Genomic DNA, 23,358 nt, shown 5'->3' with positions numbered 1-23,358 from the left:
GATGCGATCGATGAGAGGCCGACCGATGCGGCGCGCCCGCCGCATCCTGGCCGCGACCGCCACGCTGGCGGTCGCGAGCACCACCCTGACCGGCTGCTTCGAGGAGTCGTCGCCGCACGACGCGGTGCGCGACTTCCTCGTCGGGTGGCAGTCGGAGGACTACGAGCTGGCCGCCGGCCGCACCGACGGCGATCCCGCCAAGGTGCGCAAGGCGCTCGAGGACGCCAAGCTCGAGCTCGACGCCGCCTCCTTCCGCTTCAAGATCACGGGCATCAGCGTCGCCGGCGACGAGTCCACGGCCGACTTCCACGCCGAGGTCGACCTGGGGGAGAACAACCCCCTCTGGGAGTACGAGAGCAAGCTTCCGCTCCACCTGGTCGACGGCGCGTGGAAGGTCCGCTGGTCGCCCTCGGTGCTGCACCCTCAGCTCAAGGAGGGCCAGCGCTTCGCGGTCGACACCGAGCCCAAGCCGCGCCAGCCCGTCCTCGACCGGGCCAACGACCCGCTGCAGAGCGACACCGTCCTCTACGTCGCCGGGGTCGTCCCCGACAAGCTGGGCGAGCGGGCAGAAGAGGTCGTCGCCAAGCTGTCCGACGTCACCGGCTACGCCCAGGACCGGCTGCTGAGCCGGGTCAGGTCGTCGCCGCCCGACAAGTTCGTGCCGCTGGTGACGTTCGGACGCTCGCGCTACCAGTCGATGCAGGCCAAGCTGGGCGCGATCGACGGCATCGAGATCGACGCGCAGGAGCAGCCGGTCAACCCCGACGCGCCCCGCCAGATCGTCGGCACGGTCAGCGCGCTCACGCCCGAGACCGAGCAGAAGCTCGGCGGGCCGCAGCGGGCCGGCGACTCGGTGGGCAGGAGCGGGCTGCAGCAGGCGTACCAGGACTATCTGACGGGGTCCACCGAGACGAAGGTGATCACCCTCGACCTCAAGACCGGCCGGCAGGTCGCGCAGCTCGAGGAGTGGCCCGGGCGGCAGAACGTCTCGGTCAAGACCACGATCGACCGCACCGCGCAGGCGTCGGCCGAGCAGGCCGTGGCCGAGACCCAGACCAGCGCGCTGGTGGCGGTGCAGCGCGACACCGGCGAGATCCTCGCGGTCGGCACCAAGGGGCTGCACCAGGAGCGCCACGCGCTGGCGGGCAAGTTCCCGGCCGGCACGGCGTTCTCCATCGTGGCCGCCGACGCGCTGCTGAAGGAGCAGGTGAGCCCCAAGCAGCGGCTGGCCTGCCCGCAGGAGCGCACGGTGGGCGGCGCCAAGTTCGCCAACGCCGCCCACAGCACGCCGCTGCCGGCGTCGGCCACGTTCCAGGAGAACTTCGCGAAGGGCTGCGTGACCGCGCTGGCCTCGCTGGCCCGCCGCGTCTCGGCCGAGGGGCTGCTCAAGAGCGCGCAGACGCTGGGCCTGGAGCAGCCGTGGCGGCTGCCGCTGAAGTCGTTCAGCGGCAAGCTGCCGAAGCTGTCCAGCGACGCCGACAAGGCCAAGGCCATCGCGGGCCAGAACGTCCAGGTGAGCCCGCTCAGCATGGCTCTGGTGGCCGCGGCGGTGGCCTCGGGCACCTGGCGGCCTCCCGTGCTGGTGACCGAGCCCAAGACGCCCGACGCGACCGCCACGGCGCCGCCGGTCACCCAGCCCGCGCCGCAGCAGCTCGACCCGAAGGTCCGCGCGACCCTGCAGACGATGATGCGGGCCGGTGCGGCCGGCACGCCCGCGCAGGCGGGCAAGGGCAAGGTCTACGGCATCGCGGCCACCGCCCCCGAGGGCATGACCTGGTGGGTCGGCTGGCAGGGCAACGTGGCGATCGCGGTGCTGGCGAAGAACCACGACGCCAGGGCCGTGGCGGGCGACTTCTTCGCGGGCCTCGCGAACTGACGCCGCCGGATGTCGCCGCCGGATGACGCTGTGAAGAGTGCCGCTCACGGCGCTGCGAGCGGTGCTGTGAGCGGCGCTGTCGGCGGTGTTGCGGACTGAGTGTGAAAATGTCCGGACGGTGAGCAACCATCCGGGTGGCCGGTCGCGTCTTACTGAGTGACTGGGCCCGCTCGGGGGGTTGCGGTCCCAGTCGCCGTGATGAGACAGGACTTCATCTCGGGGGAAGTCCTGCCGTCCGGACCGGCTCGACCCTGCCGGTCGGCCCCCGGGAGCACGTGCCTCAGTGCCGGGCTCCCGGGGGTTTCGGCATGTATGGGGGTGGGGGCGCCGTGGGAATTAAGTTGGCGCCGAGGGTGTTGTCCGATGTACATTCCTGTTGCGCCGTCCCTCGCGGGGTCGGCGGTGACGGTTGACAACTGCACAGGGGGTGACTGGCTTCGACTTTGGCCTTGCAAGCCAGGTGAAGCGGGCCGAGGACTGCGGACATAACCTCGTTAATCCTGTGACCGCAAACAACAAGTGCCAATTCCAAGAGCACTGTGGCTGCCAGGGACTCCCTGGCGCTCGCTGCCTAAGCAGCGAAACCACTGTCAGCCCGGGAGCGCCTTCGGCCCGGGGTCTGGCATCGCTAGAAGGCTCCACCGCTCGACCCGGCCACGGGGAAGAGCGGGAAATCAAACAGTGGCTGAGCCCGTCGGCGACTCGCCTGCGTGATCGCCGGGGCTGAGAAAAGCACAGCAGGCTGCGCCCGGAGAAGCCCTGACTTGGGGTTGAAGGACGCGGGTTCGATTCCCGCCACCTCCACCAGTCTCGCGACAGGCCCGGTTCCCGTAGGGAGCCGGGCTTTCGTGCGTTTAAGGACCGGTCTGGTCACAGATCTGCCACTCCGTCACTACTCATTGCACTACGTGTGCCAAGGTGTTGCTCTGACATTTTCCTGTGCTGGAGTGGGGTTGAAGCGTGTCAAGGTTCGACTGGCGCCATTCGGTGTTCGCGCCGCTGGTGGGGCTGCTGGTGTCAGCGGTTTTGCTGATGACGGGGATGGTCCGGCAGCTGCTGCAGTTCGTGGGGGCGACCACGGCGCCGGGGGCGGCAGAGCTGGTGGTGACGCTGATCTTCGCGGTGTTCTTCACCACCGTGCTGCGGATCGTGCGGGCCGTGCCGGACATCCGCCGCGAGGCGGCCGCGACGGCGCGCGCCGAGGCCAGCGTGCAGTCGGTGCGGCCGAGCGATGACACGCTGGTCGGCAAGCGGCTGCGGCTGTTCAGAGAGGCTGCGGAGGCCGGTGGCGACGCCGAGGCGGTGCTGACCGCCCGCTCCGCGCTCGACGACGGTGAGATGGCCAACAAGCACCACATCGACCACGCGCTCATCTGGGCACTGCCGGTCTTCGGCTTCATCGGCACGGCCCTCACCATGGCCGCGATGGTCGGGTCGTTCTCCAGCGCCCTCGACAGCCGTGGCGACCCCGGCGTGCTGATCACCGCGCTCAAGCAGCACGTGCTGCCCGAGCTGGCCTCCGCGTTCGGCGTCACCATGATCGCGTTGTTCCTGAGCGTGCTCGCGTTCGGCGCGATGACGCTGATCGAGCGGTCGGAGCGGGCCAGCGTGGCGGCGGCCGACGAGGTGTTCCTCATCTACCTGGCCCGGCTGCCCGGCGGCAAGGGCGCGGCGCCGGCCGCGCCCGCCGGGTCCGAGCTGCGCGGCCTGACGCAGGAGCTGGCGCAGTCGCGGGACAGGACCGAGGAGCTGATCAAGGGGCTGGACGCGCTGCGCACGGCGGTCGAGCGGCAGAGCGCCGCCGAGAGCAAGCCGCAGAAGTACACGCTGGTGAGGGAGCAGTGAGGAAGCAGGCCAGCCGGTCGTTCGCGCCGCCGCTCGACCTGCGGTTCATCGACCTGTTCATGGCGATCGTGCTGGCATTGTCCTTCGTGGCGATCATGCTGACGGTCGTCGCGCGGATGCTGCCCACTGAGGAGTCCGCGCAGCCGCCGCGCCGCCAGCAGACCATCGCGCAGCTCGAACGCAAGCTTGAGGAGTCGGAGCAGGCGCGGCGGGCCGCCGAGGCGGAGCTGCGCGCCACCAAGGAGCAGATCTCCGAGCAGACCGCGTTCGCGCTGCCGTGGTGGCTGATCGGGTTCTGCGCGCTGCTGGGCGTGCTCACGGTGTTCATGAACTGGCGGGTGCGGCTGTGGAACAAGGGCAACCTGCCGCGCTGGTGGACCTGGGCGCTGGTGACCGTCGTGGTGGCGGTGGTCACGGTGGTGATCAGGGAGCTCAGTGACGGGCAGGGCTACCTGCTGCTCGCCGAGATCCCGTGGTGGGCGGCCGACGTGCTCTGCCTGGGGCTGCTGCTGGTCGCGTACGTGCTGATCACCGACATCCGCGACAGGCAGGCCAAGCTCGGAGAAATCAAGGCGAGATACACGCCGGATCGGTAGTAGGGTTCCGGACGGGCTGGCCGCGGGACTCCGGTGCGACTTCCGGAAACCGCCTATACCGCGACTCTTCGCAGCTCGCGCCCCCATTCCCCGGCCAGCTCCGCGACCGCCCCGGGGAGCCATGGAGACCTACGCCGACCTGATCGAGTGCGAGGACGTGCTGCTCTTCGCCAACGCCGCGATGACCGCGACCGGCCAGCGCGAGTTCCACAGCGAGGCGGGCCGGCAGCGCCTCTCCCTGAGCTTCCTGCACGACTACATCCACACCAACTATCCCGATCTGTACGCCGCCACCCTCGCCCTCGACATCAACGACCACAACGCCGCCCTCATCATCGCGGGGCTGCTGCGGCGCAAGGGCGGCGTGGGCCACGAGGCGCGGCTGATCGCCTGGCGGCTCGGCCGGATGAGCCCGCCCCGCGTCTACCGGCTCTTCAGGGAGCTGCGGCGGGCGGGCGTCAACAACCGGCGCACCCGCGCGCTCGTCCGCGACTGGCTGGCCGCCCGGCCCGACCTGGCCTTCGACGCGGTGAAGTACCGGGCGGGTGTCAGGGCCGCGGTCCGGCACGCGCACCTCGAGCTGCCGGGGGAGCTGGGCGACTTCCTGTTCACGCCGTTCCGCCGGGCTCACTACGACACGCCCGTGCTGGAGGCGTGGCGGCGGGCCCACTACGACAAGAACGCCCTGTACGAGCTGCCGTACACGGTGGCCGAGGGCTTCGCCGCCCGCCACGGCATCGACAGGGCCGCGTTCCTGGAGGCGATCGCGCCCCGGCTGACCCGCTTGGAGCGGTTGCGGCTGAGCGGGGCCGCCGAGCGCGCCGGCACCGGCACCGACGCTGATCTGGCCGCGCTGCCGCTGGTCAGGGTGGCCTCCTACGTGCTGTCGCTGGCGGCGGACGTCCGCGAGCGGCGGCGCGACGAGTTGGTCGCGGCGCTGCGGGCGTCGGCGGCCGGGGCGGCGGGGTCGCGCGCCGGCACCTGGGGGAAGGTGGCCGCGGTGCTGGACGACAGCTTCTCCTCCTTCGGCTCGCCCGAGAAGCGCCGCCGGCCGCTCGCGGTCGCGCTGGCCTGCCACCACCTGCTGGAGGCGCTGGCCGGCGACTACCGCGCCCTGTGGCTGTACGGCCGCGCCGACCCGCTCAAGGTCCGCCCGTCCGGGCCCACCCCGCTCGGGCGGCGCGTCATCGACGCCCTTGAGCAGCGGCCCGACCTGCTCGTCATCGTCTCCGACGGCTGGGACAACGCGCCGCCCGGCCTCGCCTCCGAGGTGCTGCGGGTGTGGCGGCGCAAGCTCGACCCGGCCGGCGAGGTCGGCATCGTGCACCTCAACCCCGTCTACGACGCCGAGCACTTCGAGGTACGGCGGCTGTCCCGGGTCGTGCCGACCGCCGGCATCAGGGACGCCGAAGACCTGCCCGCGCTGGTGGAGCTGGCCAGGTTCGCGGAGGGGCGGAGCGGGGCGGCCGAGCTGCGGGCGTACCTGGCGGAGCGGGCGGCACCCGCGCTGGAGGCACGATGATCGACCTCACCGGGCTGGAGACGCGGCCCGCCCAGACCTGGGGTGCCCTGCGGCTGGTGCCGCTCGTCCGCCGCACGCCCATCGAGGACCTGCGGCTGCACGCCAAGGTGTACGGTGACGAGCCCACCGTGGTCGCGCTGCCCGACAGGTCGCTCTACACCGCGTACGTGCCGCACGCGTTCGTCGCGTCGTGGACCGGCGACGGCACCCCCGCGGCGGCGTACGGCACCCAGCTCGGGCAGCCGCTGCGGCACGTGCCGATCAGGATCAGGCGCAGGATGGCCCGCAGGGCCGACGGGAACCGCCTGCGCTTCCTGCCGCTGCACCTGGCCATGGAGGGTTTCCTCGCGCTCTGCTTCGGCGGCCCCGAGCTGGCGTGGGAGGAGTGGTCGCGCGAGTCGCTGCGGCACGGCCTGTCGCCGCGGATCGAGGAGGCCTACAGCGGGGCCGAGGTGCGCGGCCTGGAGGACGCGCTCAAGGTGTTCGAGATCCATCCCGGTCAGTGCGGGCTGCTGCTCTACGCCGGTGACACGCTGGCCTCGGCGTTCGTGGTGCCGCATCCCGAGGACTACCGGGCGCTGCACCCCACGCTTGTCCGCGACATGTACGGCGACCTCATCCACGAGTACGCCCTGTTCTTCCCGGCGCGCGACTTCACCGGCACGCTCGACGCCGCCGCGATCTCCTCACTGGCCGATCTGCGGGCCGCGGCCGTCCGCGTCGAGCGGGAGTGGGCCGGTTTCCACGACTCCGTGATGGCGGCCGGGCTGCTCCGCGCCCCCGCGCGGGTGCAGGAGGTGTACCGGATGGGCCGGTTCACGCTGAGCCGGTTCCTGCCCGCGTTCGAGCGCAAGGCCGAGAACCACATCGGCGAGATGATCAGCGACGGCGAGGGGCGTACGGCGTATCTGAAGACGTTCCGGCTGTCGGAGGCGCAGGTCAGGCGCGGCCACCTGCTGAGCGAGCTGGCCGCGCACGGCTGGCACATGGGCGAGACCGCCGCCGCGCTGGGCGTCAGCGAGCCATTGCTGGGGATGCGGCTGCGGCGGGCCGGGTTCGGGCACCTGCTGCGGCAGGACGTGCTGGACGGCTACCGCAAGGCGCTCAATGACGGCACCCGGCGTACTCGTCGAGGCGGAGCAGCATCGCCGCCAGCATGAGCGGGAACATGCCGACGTGCGAGACGAGCATGAGCACGTCCCCGTCGATGACGCCCGTCCACAGCAGCGGGAAGAGCGGCACGGCCGGGGCGAACATGATCGCGCACATCTCCAGTGTGGGCGCCCAGCGGTGCCCGCGCACCCGCATCCAGGCGCCCATGCCGACGGACATGTCGAACGCCATCGCCAGGTACCAGAGCTCGGGCTGCTCGGCGAGGGAGACGCCGAGGCCGGCGGCGGAGCGGAGCATGCCGATGAGGAACATGCCGGCGAACATGGCGATGATCATCTCGACGTAGTGGAGGGCGAACCTGCCCCAGCGGCGCCCCGTGGGCGTGGTGGTGGTGGTCGTCGTCATGCCTCGACTGTCGCCCTCAGCGGTGGCGGGGCCCAAGGGAAGCCGTCCGGCAGGTCCGGATACTTGGGTTCCTTGTCCTTCGGACCTACAGTCGTGCCATGGATCGACGACGGTTCGTCGTGGTGGCGTACGAGGCGGCCGAGCTGCTCGACATCGCCTGCGTCACCTCGACGCTGGAGAGCGCCAACTGGCACGGCGCGTTACCGTACTACGAATACCGCGTCGCCACCCCCGGGGGCCATCCCATCACCACCGGCACCGCCCTCCGGCTCGACGCGCAGCTCGCCCTCGAACGCGTCACCGGGCCGCTCGACACGCTGCTGGTCTCCGGCGGCATCGGCCACGAGGACGCCGCCGCCAACCCCCTCGTCGTCGCCCACGTCAGGCGGCTGGCCAGGGAGAGCAGACGGGTGGCCTCGGTCTGCACCGGGGCGTACGTGCTGGCCGCCGCCGGGCTGCTCGACGGCCGGCGCGCCACCACCCACTGGAAGGAGGCGCACGTGCTGGCCGGCCGCTTCCCCCGGGTGACCGTCGACCCCGACCCGATCTTCATCCGCGACGGCAACGTCTCGACCTCCGCCGGCATCACCGCCGCGCTCGACCTCACCCTCGCCTTCGTCGAGGAGGACAACGGCCCCGAGCTGGCGAGGACCGTCGCCAGGAACATGGTCACCTACCTCCAGCGGCCCGGCAACCAGGCCCAGATGAGCATGTTCGTCGAGCCGCCCTCGCCCGCCAACAGCCTGGTCAGGCGGATCGTCCAGCACATCTCCACCCACCTGCGCGACGACCTCGCCACCGCGACCCTCGCGGCCGAGGCCGGGGTCAGCGAGCGGCACCTCACCCGGCTCTTCCTCAAGCACCTCGGCCAGACCCCCGGCCGGTACGTCCGCCAGACTCGCACCGAGGCCGCCGCCCACCTGCTCGCCACCACGTCGCTGCCGATGGCCGCCGTCGCCACGCGCTGCGGGTTCAACTCGGCGGAGACGCTGCGGCAGGCCTTCATCGACCGGTACGGCATCTCGCCGTCCCGCTACCGCCTGTCCCAAGCCGCCGGGTGAGTGCCCGGATCTGGCTAATGTGTCTGCGATGAACGACGACCGGGTCATAGGCGGGTACGCGCTGCGGCGCCTGCTCGGCCGGGGCGGCATGGGCGAGGTCCACCTCGCCACCACGCCGACCGGCGGCCTGGCCGCGATCAAGCTCATCGACCCCGCCCTGGCCAGGGATCCGGCCTTCCGGCGGCGCTTCGAGCGCGAGGTGGCGGCGGCGCGGCGGGTGGCGCGGTTCTGCACCGCGCCCGTGCTGGACGCCGGCCTCGACGGCGACGTGGCCTACCTCGTCACCGAATACGTCAAAGGGCCCGATCTGGCGCGGGCCGTGCGTGAGCAGGGGCCGCTGTCCGGCGGCAACCTGGAGGCGCTGGCCGTCGGCATCGCCACCGCGCTGAGCGCCATCCACGGGGCCGGGGTCATCCACCGCGACCTCAAGCCGGCCAACGTGCTGCTGTCGCCGCTCGGGCCCAAAGTGATCGACTTCGGCATCGCGCAGCTCGCCGGGCACGACAGCCTGGCCAGCCAGGCGATGCTCGGGACGCCCGCGTTCATGTCGCCCGAGCAGGTGCGCGGCGAGCCTCTCACGCCTGCCGCGGACGTGTTCGCGTGGGGCGGGGTGATCGTGTTCGCCGGTACGGGACGGCTGCCGTTCGGCGGCGGGGCCCCGGCGGAGGCGCTGTACCGGATCACGCAGGATGAGGTCCGGCTGGACGGGCTGGACGAGGGGATCCAGGGGGTGGTGCGGCGGGCCCTCGCCAAGGATCCCCGGGTGCGGCCATCCGCTCAGGAGCTGCTGGCTGATCTGGTCGGGGGGACGCGGCTGGCGGCGGCCACCGAGGTCGTGGAACGCACATGGACCGGCTCCGTCCCCATGCACCCGGCCACGGAGGCCGCTGGCGATGCCGCCGGCCGATGGGGTGATGCTGAGCCGCTGGGCGCCGGGGATGGTGGTGCCGGAGGCTCTCCGGTCCTCAAGGCCGGCGCGCTCTCTGGGCGAGCGCGGAGGCGGCGGTGGCCCTGGGTGGTGGCTGGTGGGGCGGTGGTTGCCGGGGTCGTTGCGGGCGTGATGCTGCCTGGGGTGCTTGCTGCGCCTCGGTGGCCGTATGAGGCCGGGTTCGAGGCTTGGGACACCGGGGTGTCCGAGGGCGGGAGTGCTCGGCAGGCCGGGTCCGGTTATGAGTTGAGCGTCAAGCCCGGGTGGCGGTTGTGGAAGTCGGCGCCCGTGGCGGAGCCGCAGGAGGGTGTGGTCGTCAGCGCCACCGCCAGGCTTCGAGGTGGGGCCGGTGCGTATGGCGTGTGGTGTCATGGGTCGGCTCGGTCGGGTGATCGGTACGAGTTCGGGGTCGACGGCACGGGCAAGGTGTCGATCGTCAAGCGCCGTACGGGCACCGACGGCGTCACCCTCTATGGGCCCGCTGCCGTGCCGAAGACGGCCGCCTACCGGGTCGTCGCCGAGTGCGGGAGCGGTGGGGACGCGGTCGGGCTGCGGCTCTGGGTGAACGAGCAGTTGGTCGCGCAGGTGTCCGACGGCGACTCCCCGTACGGGCCTGGGGAGGCGGGTGTGCATGCGGCGTCCGCGCCCGGCCAGACCGTCCACGTGAGCTTCGAGTCGTTCGCCGCCAGGCCGGTGGCCGGCACGTGAGCGTGCGCTTCGGCCTGCTGGGGCCGCTGCGGATCGACGGTGGGCAGCCGCCGGGTCCGGCCAAGCACCGTACGCTGCTGGCCGCCCTGCTGCTGTCGGCGGGCGAGCAGGTGCCGGTCGAGCGGCTGCTGTCGGCGGTGTGGGACGACCGGCCGCCGGCTTCGGCGGAGTCGGTGCTCAGGGTGTACGTCAGCGCCTTGCGCAAGCTGGTGACCGGGATCCGTACGGTGGCCGGTGGTTACCTGCTCGACGTCGAGCCGGACGACGTGGACTGTCACCGGTTCGAGCGGCTGGTCGCCGAGGCGCGGCGGGCGCGGGCGGCGGGGCAGGTGGCGGGGGCGGCCGAGGTGTTCCGTACGGCGCTCGGGCTCTGGCGTGGGGAGGCGCTGGCCGGGGTGGAGTCGTCGGTGCTGCGCCGGGCGTACGGGGTGCCGCTGGAGGAGCTGCGGCTGACCGCCGTGGAGGAGCGAGTCGAGCTGGACCTGCAGCTTGGCAGGGGCGCCGAGGTGGTGGGGGAGCTGCGGGCGCTGACGGGTGCCCATCCGTTGCGGGAGCGGGCGTGGGTGCGGCTCATCGACGCGTTGCACCAGGCGGGGCGCAGGTCGGAGGCGCTGGGGGCGTACCAGGAGGCGCGGCGGACGCTGGTGGACGAGCTGGGGCTGGAGCCGGGCGACGAGCTGGTGGCCGCCCACCGGCGGGTCCTCAATGGCGATCATCCGGTGGGTCAGGGCGGCTTCCCGGCTGGTCAGGGCGGGTTTCCTGGCGGTCAAGGCGGCTTCCCCGCTGGTCAGGGCGGGTTTCCCGGCGGTCAGGGCGGCTTCCCCGCTGGTCAGGGCGGGTTTCCCGTCGGACATATGGGCTTTCCTGTGGGTCCGGGTGGCGGGTGGGTGGATGAGTTGCCGCCGGATATTTCGGACTTTGCTGGGCGGCGGCAGGTGCTCGACTGGATTGCGCGGACGGCCGCCGATAGCGCCGGCGCGCCCGTCCACCTCGTGCTGCACGGTCCGCCGGGGTGTGGGAAGTCAGCGGTGGCCGTGCATGCGGCCTCCGCGCTCGACCGGCCCCACGGTCGCCTGTACGCCGCGCTCGGCTCCCGCCCGCCCAGTGCGGTGCTGGAGGATCTGCTGCGCTCGCTCGGCTGCCCCGACGGCGCGGTGCCGCCGGGGCTGGACGACCGGGTTCGCCTCTACCGCAGCACGACCGCCCGCCGCAGACTGCTCGTCGTGCTGGACGACGCCGCCGACGAGGCCCAGGTGCGCCCCCTGCTGCCCACAGGGCCGGGCAGCATCACCCTGGTCACCAGCCGGTCGCCGCTGGCCGGGCTGGAGGCGGCGCGGGCGTACGAGCTGGGCCTGCTCGACGAGAATGAGGCCGTCGCGATGCTCGCCGGCGTGGCAGGGGCAGAGCGCGTACAGGCCGAGCCTGAGGCCGCGCTGCGCATCGTCAGGCTCTGCGGTCACCTGCCGCTGGCGCTGCGCATCGCCGGCTCGCGGCTGGCGAGGAGGCCGGGCTGGACGCTCGACCACCTGGCCGGGCGGCTCGGCGACGAGCGGCGCAGGCTCGACGAGCTGAGCGCGGGCGACCTCGCCGTACGCGGAAGCCTCGCCCTGGGCTACCGCGGCCTGCCCGACCCCGAACGGCTGCTGCTGCGCCGCCTGGGCGCCCTGTCGGCGCGGGACTTCGCGCCCTGGGTGGCGGGCGCCGACCTGGAACCGCTGGTGGAGGCCGGGCTGCTGCAGTCGCGCGGGCTCGACGAGGCGGGCCAGGAGCGGTACGGCTGGCACGACCTCACCCGCCTGTACGCCGCGGAACGCCTGGCCGGGGAGGACGGCGGTCCAGGCCCGGTGCTGGCCTCGCTGGCGGGCGAGATCCTGGAGCGCACCAGGCAGGCCAGGGCCGCGCTGCTCCCGGCGGAGCCGGGCACCGGCCGTACCGAGGTGCGCCCGCCCGCCGCCGGCCTGGAGACGGGCCGGCTGCGGCAGGAGGCGCGGTGGCTGAGCGCCGAGCGCCGCTTCCTGGTGGCGACCGTGCACGACTTCTTCCGGTCCGGTCTGTACGAGGCCGCCTGGCGCCTGGCCTTCTACCTGACGCCGCTGTTCGCGCTGAACGCCCACCACGACGACTGGCACGCCACCACCGCCACCGGCCTCGACGCGGCGAGGGCCGCCGGGCATCGGGAGGGCGAGGCGCTGCTGCTGCGCGGCCTGGCCGACCTGCACAGGGCCGAGGGGCGTACGGAGGCGGCCGCGGCGGCGTTGCGGGCGGCCCAGCCGCTGGTCGAAGGGCTGGAACTGGCCCGGGTCACGCTCAGGCTCGGCCTGGTGCACGCGGCGCGTCCCGGCGGGGGCGGCGAGGCGGAGCGGGCGTTCGTCCGGGCGTTGCAGGTCTTCGAGGAGCACGGCGACCGGCGGGGACGGGCGGACGCGTTGCGCGCGCTCGGCGCCCTGCGCGGGGACGAGGGGATGCTGGGGGCGGGGCTGGCGGCGTACGAGGAGCTGGGTGATCCGCGCGGTGCGGGGGAGGCGCTGCTCGACCTGGGCAGGCTGCACCTGCGGGAGGGGCGGATCGCGCGGGCGCGCGAGTGCGTGGAGCGGCGGTTGCGCGTCAACCGGCGGCTGGGCGACCGGCTGCCCGAGGCGGTGGCGCTGCTGGTGCTGGCCGAGGTGCTGACGGCCGCGGGCGACTTCGACGCGGCGGTTGAGACCGTTATGAGAGCTATGGCAGAGTTTGACGCCCTTGGCGATGGCCAGGGCAGGGCCGAGGCGGAACGGCTCGCACACGAGCTTCAGAAGCGGCGTGAACTACGCAGATGACGCGACTATGCGGATACTGAACGCCGCCTCCCTAAGGTGAGGCCCACAACCCCCGACGACGAAGGTGACCACACGATGCGAAAGTTGTTCGCGCCGGCTGTCGCGGCTCTCGCGCTGGCGGGCTGCGGCATGATCCCCGGCCCGCCCGGCGCCGGTGGCGGCGAGGAGCGGCAGACGCAGACCGCCGCCCAGGAGCCCGCCCAGCAGGCCCAGCCGACCCAGACGCCCACCCAGGCGCCGGCCCAGACGTCGACCGGGTCGGCCCAGCAGGCGCCCGCCCAGGACACCACCGTGATCGCCACCCGCGAGGCCAAGACGGGCGCGGGCGACATGTACGGCGCCGCCCGGGTCGACATCACCTCCCTGCGCCGCCAGGGCAAGACCGTCAGCCTCACCTGGACCGTCACCGCGACCGACGGCAAGGTCAACCTGCACAACGGCATGGGCAGATCGGCGCTCGACTTCACCGTCTCCAACGTCTCCCTGATCGACCCCGTCAACGCCAAGCGCTACCGGGTGGCGCGCAACGGCACCAGCGAGGACGCCGAGTGCGTGTGCTCGGGCACGCAGGGGCAGTTCCTGGAGTCGGGCGAGGCGTCCACGCTGTACGCCGTCTTCGCCGCACCGCCGCCCGACGTCACCAAGGTCAACGTCGAGATGCCGATGATCGGCGTGCTCAGCGATGTTCCGATCTCTTAGCGTCGCGCTCGCCGTCACCCTGCTGCCCGCGCTGTCGCCGACGCACCCGGCGACGCCCCCGCCCAGCGTGCCCGCCGACGCCACAGGCGTCGTCGAGGACCTCGTGCTGCCCGTCGAGGACATCATCGGCGAGGTCGAGTCCATGGACGGCACCGAGAGCGAGACCACCCAAGGGCGCCAGGTGACCGTGGCGGTGACCAGCGACGTGCTGTTCGCGCTCGACAAGTGGCAGCTCGCCGCCAAGGCGCGCGACCGGCTCGCCGAGGTGGCGCGCAAGGTGCGGACGGAGGGGGCCGGCGGGGTCGTCAAGATCGAGGGGCACACGGACGACCAGGGCACCGACGCCTACAACCGTAGGCTGTCGCTGCGCCGCGCCCAGTCGGTCGAGCGGGCCATGCGCGGGCTGCTCACCGACGCCGGCGTGACCCTCCAGGCGCACGGGTACGGCGAGAGCCGCCCCAAGCTGCCGAATGTGGTGGACGGCAAGCCGGTGGAGGCCAACCGCGCCAAGAACCGCCGCGTCGAGATCATCTTCACCGCCGAACAGTGACTCTCCCGAGTCACTCGGCGGGCTCGCGCATGGCGGGATCGCTGGACACCACACCCCTCTCCTGCGCCGCACCCCCTCTCCACGCCGCACCCCCTCTCCACGCCGCACCCCCTCTCCACGCCGCACCCCCTCTCCACGCCGCACCCCCTCTCCACGCCGCACCCCCTCTCCACGCCGCACTCCCTCCGCTGCGCCGCACCCCCTCCTGCGCCGCACCCCCTCCTGCGCCGCACCCCCGGTGGTCCGGGCTCAGTCGGCTTGGAGTTCGCCGAGGGTGACGGTGACGGTTTGGTCGGTGCCGTCGGCGCGGATCAGGGTCACCTTGGCGCGGGCGCCGGGCCGGAGGGTGGTGATGATCTCCGCCAGGGCGGCCATGGTGTTCGTGGGCTTGCCGTTGATCGAGGTGATCACGTCGCCGGGCCGGATGCCGGCCTTCTCGGCGCCGCCGCCGCGTTCGACGCTCGCCACCCCGACCCCGGCCGGCTGGCCGTCCGAGCCGATGACCGTGCTGCCGCGGATGCCAAGGGCGGCGCGGTGGCTGTTGGTGACCTTGCCGTTCTTGATGATCTGGCGGGCGATGTCGGTGGCCGTGTTGCTCGGGATGGCGAAGCCGATGCCGGGCGCGGCGCCGCCGCCCAGTTGCGGGTCGGTGGCGGCGAGGGTCGGGATGCCGATCACGCTGCCCGACAGGTCGACGAGCGCGCCCCCGCTGTTGCCCGGGTTGATGGCGGCTGAGGTCTGGATGGCGCCGGCGATGGTGGCCCCGGGCGAGCCGGGGTCCTGGGGTTCGCTGACCGTACGGCCGAGTGCGGAGACGATGCCGTCCGTCACGCTGCCGGACAGCCCGAGCGGGTTGCCCATGGCCAGCACGATCTGTCCGACCCGCACTTTGGACGAGTCGCCGAACCTGGCCGGCCGCAGCCCGTCCGCCTTGTCCACCTTGATCACCGCGAGGTCGCCCGCGGCGAACGACTTGACCAGCCGGGCCGACCGCGGCGCCCCGCCCGTGGCGATGGTGACGGTCATCTGCGTGGCCTGGCCGACGACGTGGGCGTTCGTGACGATGTGTCCGCTGCGGTCGAGCACGATGCCCGAGCCGAGCCCGACCTTCGTGTTGATCTGCACGATGGACGGCAGGACGTCCGCGATCACCTTCTCGTACGCCGCCTCCAGGCTCTGCGGCGAGACGGGAGGGGACGTCGTCGGGGACGGCGACGTGGGCATGGTCGCGGTGGGGGTGGTGGCGCCCGTCGTGGACGGGGGAGGGCCGCAGCCTGTCAGCAGCACTGCTGCGGCGGCCAGTCCTGCGGCGATCTCCCTCATGACAAGGTGAACTGCCCAGCTCACCCCGAAAGATACGCCTCCCTGACGTTTCTCCTGCTGAGCTTGCCGGTCGGGGTGCGGGGCAGCGACTCGCGGTACTCGATCACCCGGGGGTGCTTGAGCCTGGCCAGACGGGGCGCGCAGTGGCGCAGCAGCTCGGCCGTGAGCTCGTCCCCCGCGCTCACCCCGGCGGCCGGCTGTACCAGGGCCACCACTTTGTGCCCCCACTCCGGGTCGGGCACCCCGATCACCGCGACGTCGGCCACCGAGGGGTGTTCGAGCAGCGCCGCCTCGACCTCCGCCGGGTAGATGTTGACCCCGCCGGAGATGATCAGGTCGGTACGCCGGTCCAGCAGGAACAGGTAGCCGTCCTCGTCCAGGTAGCCGATGTCGCCCGGCGTGTACGCGCGTCCGCGCATCGTCGAGGCCGTCTTGCCCGGGTCGCCGTGGTACTCGAACCGGTTGATGCCGCCGATGTAGACCAGGCCGGGGGAGCCCGGCGGCTGCTCCTCGCCGTCCTCGCCGATGATCGTGAACGTCATCCCGTCCAGCGCCCTGCCCACCGTGCCCGGCCTGGCCAGCCACTCCTCCGACGAGACCATGGTCGCCACCGCGGCCTCCGTGGAGCCGTAGTACTCCCACAGCACCGGGCCCAGCCAGTCGATCATCGCCTTCTTCGTGGCCGGCGGGCAGGGGGCGGCGCCGTGGTAGAGGTGGGTGAGGGACGACAGGTCGTACTTCTCCCTGTCCGGTACGTCCAGCATGCGGTGGAACATGGTGGGCACCATGAACGCGTTCGTCACCCGGTGCCGCTCGATCAGCTCCAGCGTGGCGGCGGCCTCGAACCGCTCCGGCGCCACGATCGCGTGCCCGAACTGCAGCGCCATCATCGCCTGGCCGTACGGGGCCGAGTGGTAGAGCTGCGAGCACACCAGGTGGACGCCGTCCATCGGGAGATCGAAGTGGCGCCAGCTCTTGCGCATGAGGATCGGATAGAGCTCCTCCGGCGTCAGGTCCAGCAGGCGGCGGCGGACGCCTTTGGGGCGGCCTGTCGTACCGGAGGTGTAGAGCATCATCGAGCCCGCCTTGCGGAGCGGCGGTGGCGTGGCGGGCCGGCCTTCGATCAGCTCGGGCACCGTGAGCGCGTCCGGGGAGATCACCGCCTTGGCCTGGCAGTCGGCCACGATGTAGTCGATCTCCTCGGTGGTGAAGTGCCAGTTGACGGGGACGAGGTAGACGCCGATCTGGTACGTCGCCAGCATCATCGTCAGGGCGTCGAGCCCGTTCTTCAGCACGGTCACCACGCAGTCGCCCGGTCCCGCGCCGCGCGAGGTCAGGCCGTTGGAGGCGCGGTTGACGCGGTCCAGCAGCGCGCCGTAGGTCGTGCCCTGGTCGCCGAGGAGGGCGGGGCGTTCTGGGTCGTGGGCGGCGATCTCGTAGAAACCCCTCATGTTCGCTGACATTACAGAATTAGATTCTGCTGGGGGAATAGAGGAAATATCGTGCTCGTCGGTGACGTAACCTCATGGCCATGGCGGACGACGGCGAGCAGACACCTACGTATGACCCACCCACCACCCCGTTCCGCAAGATCGTCCTGCCCGCCGAGGAAACGGTAAAAATCCCCCTCCCGACCCCCGACACCAAGCCCCCCGCCCCCACCAAGGACCCCAAGTCCTCCGCCAAGGACTCCGGGCCGGCGAGGGATGCGACTCCGGGCAAGAGCGCCGCTTCGGCGAAGGGCGCGGCACCGAGTAAGGGCACGGCACCGAGTAAGGGCACGGCACCGAGTAAGGGCACGGCGTCGGGTGGGGCTGCCGCCCCGGCCAAGGGCGCTGGTTTTGGGCAGAGCGCTGGAGCTGGAGCGGCCAAGGGCGCCGCACCGGCTAAGGGTGCCACGCCAGGCAAGGAGGGCGGGCCGGGCAAGGGTGGCAGGCCCGCTAAGGACACTAAGGGTGCGATGCCGGGCAAGAGCACGGTCTCGGGCGGTGGCGCGGGGTCGGCTCAGGGTGCTGCGGCGGGCACGGGTGCGGCCTCTGGGGCCGGGTCGGCTCAGGGTGCTGCGGCGGGTAAGGCCGCGGGCTCTGATGGAGGACGGCCGAGCGGTCCCGAGCCAGGCACGGCCCCCGCCAAGGGTGCTGGCTCCGGGCAGAGCGCTGGGGCGGGCAAGGGGACCGGGTCCGGGCAGGGGGCTGGTGGTTCGGCTGCGTCGCAGGGTGTTGCGGCGGGGGCTGAGGCCGGGCAAGGGGCTGCGGCTGAGGAGGATTTGGGGCGGCGTTTGGCGCCGCGTTCGGTGCCCTCGCAGGATCTTGGGCGGAAGGTTGCGCCCATCACCAAGCCCGATGCCAAGCCGGTGCAGGGTGTGCCGCCTTATGCGCCGCCTAGGCCGGGCTCGGGGCCGAATCCGGTGCCGCCCGGTGCCGGACCTACCCCCGTGCCGCCGGGTGTCGGGCCGAATCCGGTGCCGCCGGGTGTCGGGTCTCATCCAGTGCCGCCGGGTGCTGGGCCGAATGTCGGGTCTGGGCCGCGCTCGGGGCCCTATCCGGGGCCGCCGCCGGGGTCTGGGCCCCAGTCAGGGGCCCATCCGGTTCCGCTGCCTGGGGCGGGGCCGCAGTCAGGGCCTCATGCGGGTCCGCCGCCGGGGGTGGGGCCCTATGCAGGGCCCGGGCCGCAGTCAGGGCCGAATCTCGTGCCGCCGCCCGCGTCGGGGCCGAATCCTGTGCCGCCCGTGTCGGGGCCGAATCCTGTGCCGCCGCCCGGGGCTGGGCCGTATTCCGGGTCTCAGCCGCACTCGGGGGGCAATCCCGTCCCGCAGCAGGGGGCGGCTCTTCACATCGGACCTGGGCCGCATTCGGGAGCAAATCCGGTGCCGCCGCCGGGTCCTTATGCGGGGCCGATGCCGGGCTCAGGGCCCAATCCCGTGCCGCCTGCGGGGCCGGGGGGCGCGGCCGTTGGTGGGCAGGAGCAGCGGTTCGGGCAGCCGGGGGTGCGGGCGTTGGTGCCCCCGCCGCCCAAGCGGCGCGGGCTCGGGGATATTCCGATCAAGGTGATCTACCTGTTCGGGGCCATTCTCGCGACGGTTCTGGCTGTTCTGCTGGTGTTCGTGGTGTTCTCCGGGGATGTGCCGAACCGGGAGCAGGAGCAGGTCGTGCAGGTGGCGCCGGTGCCTACGACGCCGACGCCGTCCGCGTCCGCGAGCCCGACGGCGACCGAGACGCCGATCGTGTTGCCGCCCGTCCCGGCGAGCAAGAAGTACGCCGCGTTCTCCGGCACGGCGTCCGCGGTCACGGGGACGATCACCGACAAGAAGTCGGGCATCAGCTACCCGAGGCTGGCCGCGCCGTGGGCGGCGAAGTCGTTCTCGCCGTTCTCGATCGCCCAGCGCATCGGCAAGGTCGCGGTGCCGCACACGGTGGTCGCCTCGGCGATGCTCCCGGGTGACGCGCCGGCGAAGAAGCCGTCGTCGAACGCCGACTACCGGGCGATCGCGACGCAGGCGGCCCGCTGGACGATCCGCACCCAGTATCCGAAGGGCGCGACGCTGGACGAGTGGACGGCGTCGAAGAAGATCCCGGTGGGCAAGGGCTGGACGCTGGGCTACAAGGTGACGTTCACGTCGGGCGGCAAGAAGCAGGTGGCGCAGGCGATGGTGACGGTGGTCGAGGTGGGCAAGACGAAGCCGGCGATGCTGATGGCGTCGATCCCGGAGGCGAACAAGGCCCGCTGGCGCGATCTGAACACGCTCGCGGAGCAGGTTCGTCCACTCTGACCGAGAGGCAGAAGCATCCTCTAGAATATGGTTCTGGGCATGACTCGGACCTGGCTGGAGGATGAGTAATGGCGATCGGTTTGAGCGAGGAGCACGAGGCGCTCCGCGAGTCGGTGAGCGGCTGGGCCGAGCGGAACATCCCCTCGGAGCTGCTGCGCGCGGGCAGCGAGGGGCGTCCGCCGTTCTGGGCGGGCCTCGCCGAGCAGGGGCTGCTCGGCCTGCACGTGCCCGAGGAGCACGGCGGCTCCGGCTACGGCCTGCTGGAGGCGGCCGTCGCGATCGAGGCGCTGGCCGAGCGGATGGCGCCGGGCCCGTACGTCCCGACCGTGCTGGCCAGCGCGGTCATCGGTGCCTCGAAGCGCCCCGAGCACCTGGAGCAGTACGCCGACGGCACCCTGACCGCCGCCGTCGCACTGACCGGCAATCTGACCGGCACGCGCACGGAGGACGGCTCGCTGGTCGTCTCCGGCACCGCCGAGCCCGTGCTGGGCGGCTCGCTGGCCGACTCGCTCGTGCTGCCCGTCACCACCGACGACGGTGAGGAGTGGGTGCTGGTCGAGGCCGCGTCGGCCACCGTCACCGAGCTGAAGTCGCTCGACCTCACCAGGCCGGCCGCCAAGGTCGAGCTGGACGGCGTCAGGGTGCCCGCGTCGGGCATCCTGGGCGGCGTGCAGCGCTCCGACGTGCGCGGCATCGCGGCGATCCTGCTGGGGGCCGAGGCGGCGGGCCTGGCATCGTGGTGCGTGACGGCCGCCTCCGAGTACGCCAAGGTACGCGTCCAGTTCGGCCGCCCGATCGGCCAGTTCCAGGGCATCAAGCACAAGCTGTCGCGCATGCTGGTCGCGCTGGAGCAGGCGCGCGCCACGGTCTGGGACGCCACCCGCGCCGAGGGCAAGGAGCTGGAGTTCGCCGGCGCCGTCGCCGGGGTGATGGCCCCCGACGCGGCCGTGCGGTGCGCGAAGGACGCCGTCCAGACGTTCGGCGGCATCGGCTACACCTTCGAGCACGACGTGCACCTCTACTACCGCCGCGCGCTCACCCTGCGCGCCCTGCTCGGCTCGTCGGCCGAGTGGGCGGGCACGGTGGCGGAGCTGGCGCTGGCGGGCGTGTCGCGGGAGACGGAGATCGACCTGCCGGAGGGCGCGGAGGAGCTGCGCGAGTCGATCCGGGCCGAGATCGCGGAGATCGCCGGGCTGGAGGGCAAGGAGCAGAAGCGGGCGCTGGCCGAGCGCGGCTTCGTGATGTCGCACCTGCCGAAGCCGTGGGGCCGCGGCGCCAAGCCGCTGGAGCAGGTGCTGCTCGCGCAGGAGCTCAAGGCCGCCAAGGTACGTCTGCCCAACATGATCATCGGTGCCTGGGTGGTGCCGTCCATCGTCGCGTACGGGACGCCTGAGCAGCAGCAGCGCTTCCTGCCCAAGACGCTCAGCGGCGAGATGATCTGGTGCCAGCTGTTCTCCGAGCCGGGCGCGGGCTCCGACCTGGCCTCGCTGCAGATGAAGGCGGAGAAGGTCGAGGGCGGCTGGAAGCTCAACGGCCAGAAGATCTGGACGTCGGTCGCGCACGTCGCCGAGTGGGGCATCTGCATCGCCCGCAACTCCAGCGAGGGTTCCAAGCACGAGGGCATCACGTACTTCCTGGTGGACATGAAGGCGCCGGGCGTGACGGTCAGGCCGCTGACGGAGATGACCGGCGAGAACCTGTTCAACGAGGTGTTCCTCGACGACGTGTTCGTGCCGGACGACCTGGTCGTGGGCGAGGTGGGCCAGGGCTGGAAGGTGGCGCGCAACACGCTGTCCAACGAGCGCGTGTCGCTGTCGTCCGGCTCGGGCGGCACGGGCGCGTCGGTGCCCGACCTGCTGGGCCTGGCCGGGCGGCTGGGCAGGGAGCTGACGCCGGCCGAGAAGCAGCGGGTGGCCGAGGTGGTCTGCGAGGGCCACTCGATCAACGCGCTGTCGCTGCGGGTGACGCTCAAGCAGCTCGCCGGCAGCGAGCCGGGCGCGGACGCCTCCGTACGGAAGCTGCTGTCCACCTCGCATGCGCAGCACGTGTCGGAGACGGCGGTCGAGCTGCTCGGGACGTCCGCCGTGGTCGCCGCGGACATGAAGCTGGGCGACGCCGGCTACTGGAACAGGGCGGTGCTCGCGACCCGCGCCATGACGATCTACGGCGGCACCACGGAGGTGCAGCTCAACATCATCGGCGAGCGCATGCTGGGCCTGCCGAGGGACCCCGAGCCCGGCAAGTAGTGGGGGAGACGCCCGGTCAACCCAGGGGGATGGCCGGGCCGTCCTCGTCGGGGGCGGGGCGGCCGATCCTGATCTCGCCTACGCAGGCGTCGGGGCCGAGCGCGCGCAGGAACAGGTCGGCTCCCTGGCCGTGGACCTGGGCGTACGTCGTGCCCAGGTCCTTGCCGGCGGCGGCCTGCGCGTGGCCCGGGCCGCCGAGCCGGACCGCGAGGGTGGTCGGGGCGGCGTTCAGGTAGGAGATCTGGGCGGTGTGGACGCCGCCGGGCAGCGGCGCGGGCAGCCGGAAGCGCACCTCATCGGCCCCTACCGGTACGCACGTGCGCTGCGGCACCCGCAGCCCGCGCACGGTGACCGGCCGCAGCCGACCGCGCGCGTCGAAGGTCAGCGGCTCGCGCAGCGGCCCGTTCAGCGCGTCGACCCAGGTGACCGGCCACGGGCGGGGCACGCCGAGGAGCTTGGAGTGCCGGGCGTACTCGTGGAAGAAGACGGGCGCGGCGACCTCGGGCGGCACGTACGTGTCCAGCACCACCGTCCCCGAGGGCACCTGGGACAGCGCCCGCTCGGCCGTCCGCAGGTAGTCGCGCACGGTCCGGCCGAGCGGCCGGTCGGCGTACGCGGCGACGGACCAGACCGAGCCGGCGGCGACGACGGCGGCCAGCGGCACCCAGCCGAGCCGCCACCGGGGCAGGGGCCGTGACCAGGGACGTTCCTCGCCGTCGAGCGGGATGAAGGCGAGCCCGGCGGCGAGCGCCATGACGGTGGCGGTCGCGGCGAGGTAGCGCAGCTCGTGGCCGAGCACGCTGGGCCCGAGCACCTCGATCCGGCCGAGCAGCACCGGCACCACGTCGGCCAGCAGGAAGTAGAAGAGCAGCGTCAGCCAGGCGGCCCAGGCCCGCCGCCGATGCCGCAGCGACACCGCCACCACGATCGCGGCGACCGCCGACCCGGCCCAGACGAGCGGCTCCGGCGTGGCCGCCATCGCGTAGTCGTCGCCGATCGGCCGCCACTGCCAGGGCCCGCCCAGCGCCGACGGCACCAGCGCGCGGACGCCGAGCACCCACGCGAACTCGGCCGCCGTCCCCGCATCGGGCAGCTCGGGCGTCTGGGTGGCGTCGTTGAGCTGCACGGAGCCGTAGAGGCCGGTGAAGAAGACGGCCGCGTACGCGGAGAGGATCACCGCGTACGGCACCCAGGCCCGCCACAGCCGCCACCATCCGCGCGGCGCCAGCCAGAAGACGGTCACCACCAGCATCAGCACGGGGATGAACGCGGCCTTGACGAAGAACAGCAGCCCGAACACCGTCCACGCGCACGCCGCCAGCAGCTGCCGGGCACGCCCATGACGCACGTAGAGCACGTGGGAGGCCAGCGCCATCGGCAGCGCGAGCTGCAGCGGCAGCGTCTCCAGCACCGCCGCCCACCACGACAGCGACGGTACGGTCATCGGCGTGATCAGGTAGAGCCCGAGCGGCACGAGGATCGCCGGCCGCGGACCGAACAGCACCCAGAGGAGCCGCAGCATCGCCAGGCTCGCCCCGGCCTGCAGCGTCATCGTGGTGGCGTGGGCGAGCAGCTCGTTGTAGCCGCCGAGCCTGGCCATCGCCCACGAGATGCCGAAGCCGCCGGGCAGCAGGTGGCCGACGTCCACCCACATCAGGTAGTCCCAGGTGAGGCCGCTCTCCTGGCCGCGCATGATGTAGTGGAAGTCGTCCTGGCGGAAGAACGTCCGCCTGACCAGCTCGTACTTCCACACGAGCTGCACGGCGACCATCACCAGGCCGGCGGTCAGCACGGCGTCGCGCTCGCGCAACCGCTGCCACATGGTCGTCATCCCCGTCCTCCCCCGGGCGCAGCGTAAGCACGGGACCGGCCGCGAAGGAATGATCGTGTCCCGGTTGTGATGT

At 72.4% G+C, this 23,358-nt stretch carries 16 protein-coding genes and 1 other RNA gene; 13 read left to right on the top strand and 4 right to left on the bottom strand.

Annotated elements, in window-relative coordinates; genetic code table 11:
* The first annotated feature begins 10 nt into the window (after window positions 1-10).
* From ACFFR3_RS03940 to ACFFR3_RS03915, 6 genes are all read left to right on the top strand, one after another.
* Window positions 11-1,876: a penicillin-binding transpeptidase domain-containing protein gene (locus ACFFR3_RS03940; protein WP_345396692.1), complete on the top strand. Its 1,866-nt coding sequence runs from the start codon at window positions 11-13 to the stop codon at window positions 1,874-1,876.
* Between the two features lie 423 nt (window positions 1,877-2,299).
* Window positions 2,300-2,683, top strand: a transfer-messenger RNA (tmRNA) gene (gene ssrA, locus ACFFR3_RS03935).
* A 153-nt stretch (window positions 2,684-2,836) separates the two neighbouring features.
* A complete protein-coding gene (locus tag ACFFR3_RS03930; RefSeq protein ID WP_364365391.1) occupies window positions 2,837-3,721 on the top strand; it encodes a hypothetical protein in 885 nt (294 codons plus the stop codon).
* On the top strand, window positions 3,718-4,317 hold the full coding sequence (locus ACFFR3_RS03925) for a hypothetical protein (RefSeq protein ID WP_345396698.1): 600 nt from the start codon (window positions 3,718-3,720) through the stop codon (window positions 4,315-4,317). The genes ACFFR3_RS03930 and ACFFR3_RS03925 overlap by 4 nt, the downstream gene beginning before the upstream one ends.
* Window positions 4,318-4,438: 121 nt before the next feature.
* Complete coding sequence (locus ACFFR3_RS03920; protein ID WP_345396701.1) at window positions 4,439-5,839, top strand: hypothetical protein; 1,401 nt, start codon at window positions 4,439-4,441, stop codon at window positions 5,837-5,839.
* Window positions 5,836-6,999: an ARPP-2 domain-containing protein gene (locus tag ACFFR3_RS03915; RefSeq protein ID WP_379482603.1), complete on the top strand. Its 1,164-nt coding sequence runs from the start codon at window positions 5,836-5,838 to the stop codon at window positions 6,997-6,999. The genes ACFFR3_RS03920 and ACFFR3_RS03915 overlap by 4 nt, the downstream gene beginning before the upstream one ends.
* Here the strand turns inward: ACFFR3_RS03915 and ACFFR3_RS03910 are convergent.
* Window positions 6,944-7,357 (bottom strand): hypothetical protein, encoded by a 414-nt coding sequence (locus ACFFR3_RS03910; RefSeq protein ID WP_345396706.1) that lies wholly within the window; start codon window positions 7,355-7,357, stop codon window positions 6,944-6,946. The genes ACFFR3_RS03915 and ACFFR3_RS03910 overlap by 56 nt on opposite strands.
* A gap of 98 nt (window positions 7,358-7,455) precedes the next feature.
* Here ACFFR3_RS03910 and ACFFR3_RS03905 point away from each other — a divergent pair, with 98 nt between their 5' ends.
* The 5 genes from ACFFR3_RS03905 to ACFFR3_RS03885 all read left to right on the top strand — a co-directional run bounded on the left by ACFFR3_RS03905 (window position 7,456) and on the right by ACFFR3_RS03885 (window position 14,116).
* Window positions 7,456-8,418, top strand: a complete 963-nt coding sequence (locus ACFFR3_RS03905) for a GlxA family transcriptional regulator (protein WP_364365400.1) — start codon at window positions 7,456-7,458, stop codon at window positions 8,416-8,418.
* A gap of 28 nt (window positions 8,419-8,446) precedes the next feature.
* A complete protein-coding gene (locus ACFFR3_RS03900) occupies window positions 8,447-10,054 on the top strand; it encodes a serine/threonine-protein kinase (protein WP_379482602.1) in 1,608 nt (535 codons plus the stop codon).
* Window positions 10,051-12,867 (top strand): AfsR/SARP family transcriptional regulator, encoded by a 2,817-nt coding sequence (locus ACFFR3_RS03895; RefSeq protein ID WP_379482601.1) that lies wholly within the window; start codon window positions 10,051-10,053, stop codon window positions 12,865-12,867. The genes ACFFR3_RS03900 and ACFFR3_RS03895 overlap by 4 nt, the downstream gene beginning before the upstream one ends.
* A 75-nt stretch (window positions 12,868-12,942) precedes the next feature.
* The gene (locus tag ACFFR3_RS03890) at window positions 12,943-13,566 is read left to right on the top strand and encodes a hypothetical protein (RefSeq protein ID WP_345396718.1); all 624 of its coding nucleotides are present in this window, start codon (window positions 12,943-12,945) and stop codon (window positions 13,564-13,566) included.
* A complete protein-coding gene (locus tag ACFFR3_RS03885) occupies window positions 13,550-14,116 on the top strand; it encodes an OmpA family protein (RefSeq protein ID WP_345396721.1) in 567 nt (188 codons plus the stop codon). Before ACFFR3_RS03890 ends, ACFFR3_RS03885 begins: the two co-directional genes overlap by 17 nt.
* Before the next feature lie 249 nt (window positions 14,117-14,365).
* On the opposite strand, the gene ACFFR3_RS03880 is transcribed toward ACFFR3_RS03885, so the two are convergent.
* Entirely contained in the window at window positions 14,366-15,439 is a 1,074-nt protein-coding gene (locus tag ACFFR3_RS03880) for a S1C family serine protease (protein ID WP_364365413.1), read from the bottom strand.
* A 20-nt stretch (window positions 15,440-15,459) separates the two neighbouring features.
* Complete coding sequence (locus ACFFR3_RS03875) at window positions 15,460-16,890, bottom strand: AMP-binding protein (RefSeq protein WP_364365416.1); 1,431 nt, start codon at window positions 16,888-16,890, stop codon at window positions 15,460-15,462.
* Between the two features lie 1,544 nt (window positions 16,891-18,434).
* On the opposite strand from ACFFR3_RS03875, the gene ACFFR3_RS03870 reads away from it, so the two are divergent.
* The gene (locus ACFFR3_RS03870; RefSeq protein WP_379482600.1) at window positions 18,435-19,208 is read left to right on the top strand and encodes a hypothetical protein; all 774 of its coding nucleotides are present in this window, start codon (window positions 18,435-18,437) and stop codon (window positions 19,206-19,208) included.
* 68 nt (window positions 19,209-19,276) lie between these two features.
* The gene (locus ACFFR3_RS03865; protein ID WP_379482599.1) at window positions 19,277-21,454 is read left to right on the top strand and encodes an acyl-CoA dehydrogenase family protein; all 2,178 of its coding nucleotides are present in this window, start codon (window positions 19,277-19,279) and stop codon (window positions 21,452-21,454) included.
* Between the two features lie 16 nt (window positions 21,455-21,470).
* On the opposite strand, the gene ACFFR3_RS03860 is transcribed toward ACFFR3_RS03865, so the two are convergent.
* Complete coding sequence (locus ACFFR3_RS03860) at window positions 21,471-23,285, bottom strand: glycosyltransferase family protein (RefSeq protein ID WP_379482598.1); 1,815 nt, start codon at window positions 23,283-23,285, stop codon at window positions 21,471-21,473.
* Window positions 23,286-23,358 lie beyond the last annotated feature (73 nt).

It is taken from the genome of Nonomuraea salmonea (assembly GCF_042428605.1).
GTDB lineage: Bacteria > Actinomycetota > Actinomycetes > Streptosporangiales > Streptosporangiaceae > Nonomuraea > Nonomuraea salmonea.
This window is presented reverse-complemented; position numbering and strand designations above follow the sequence as displayed.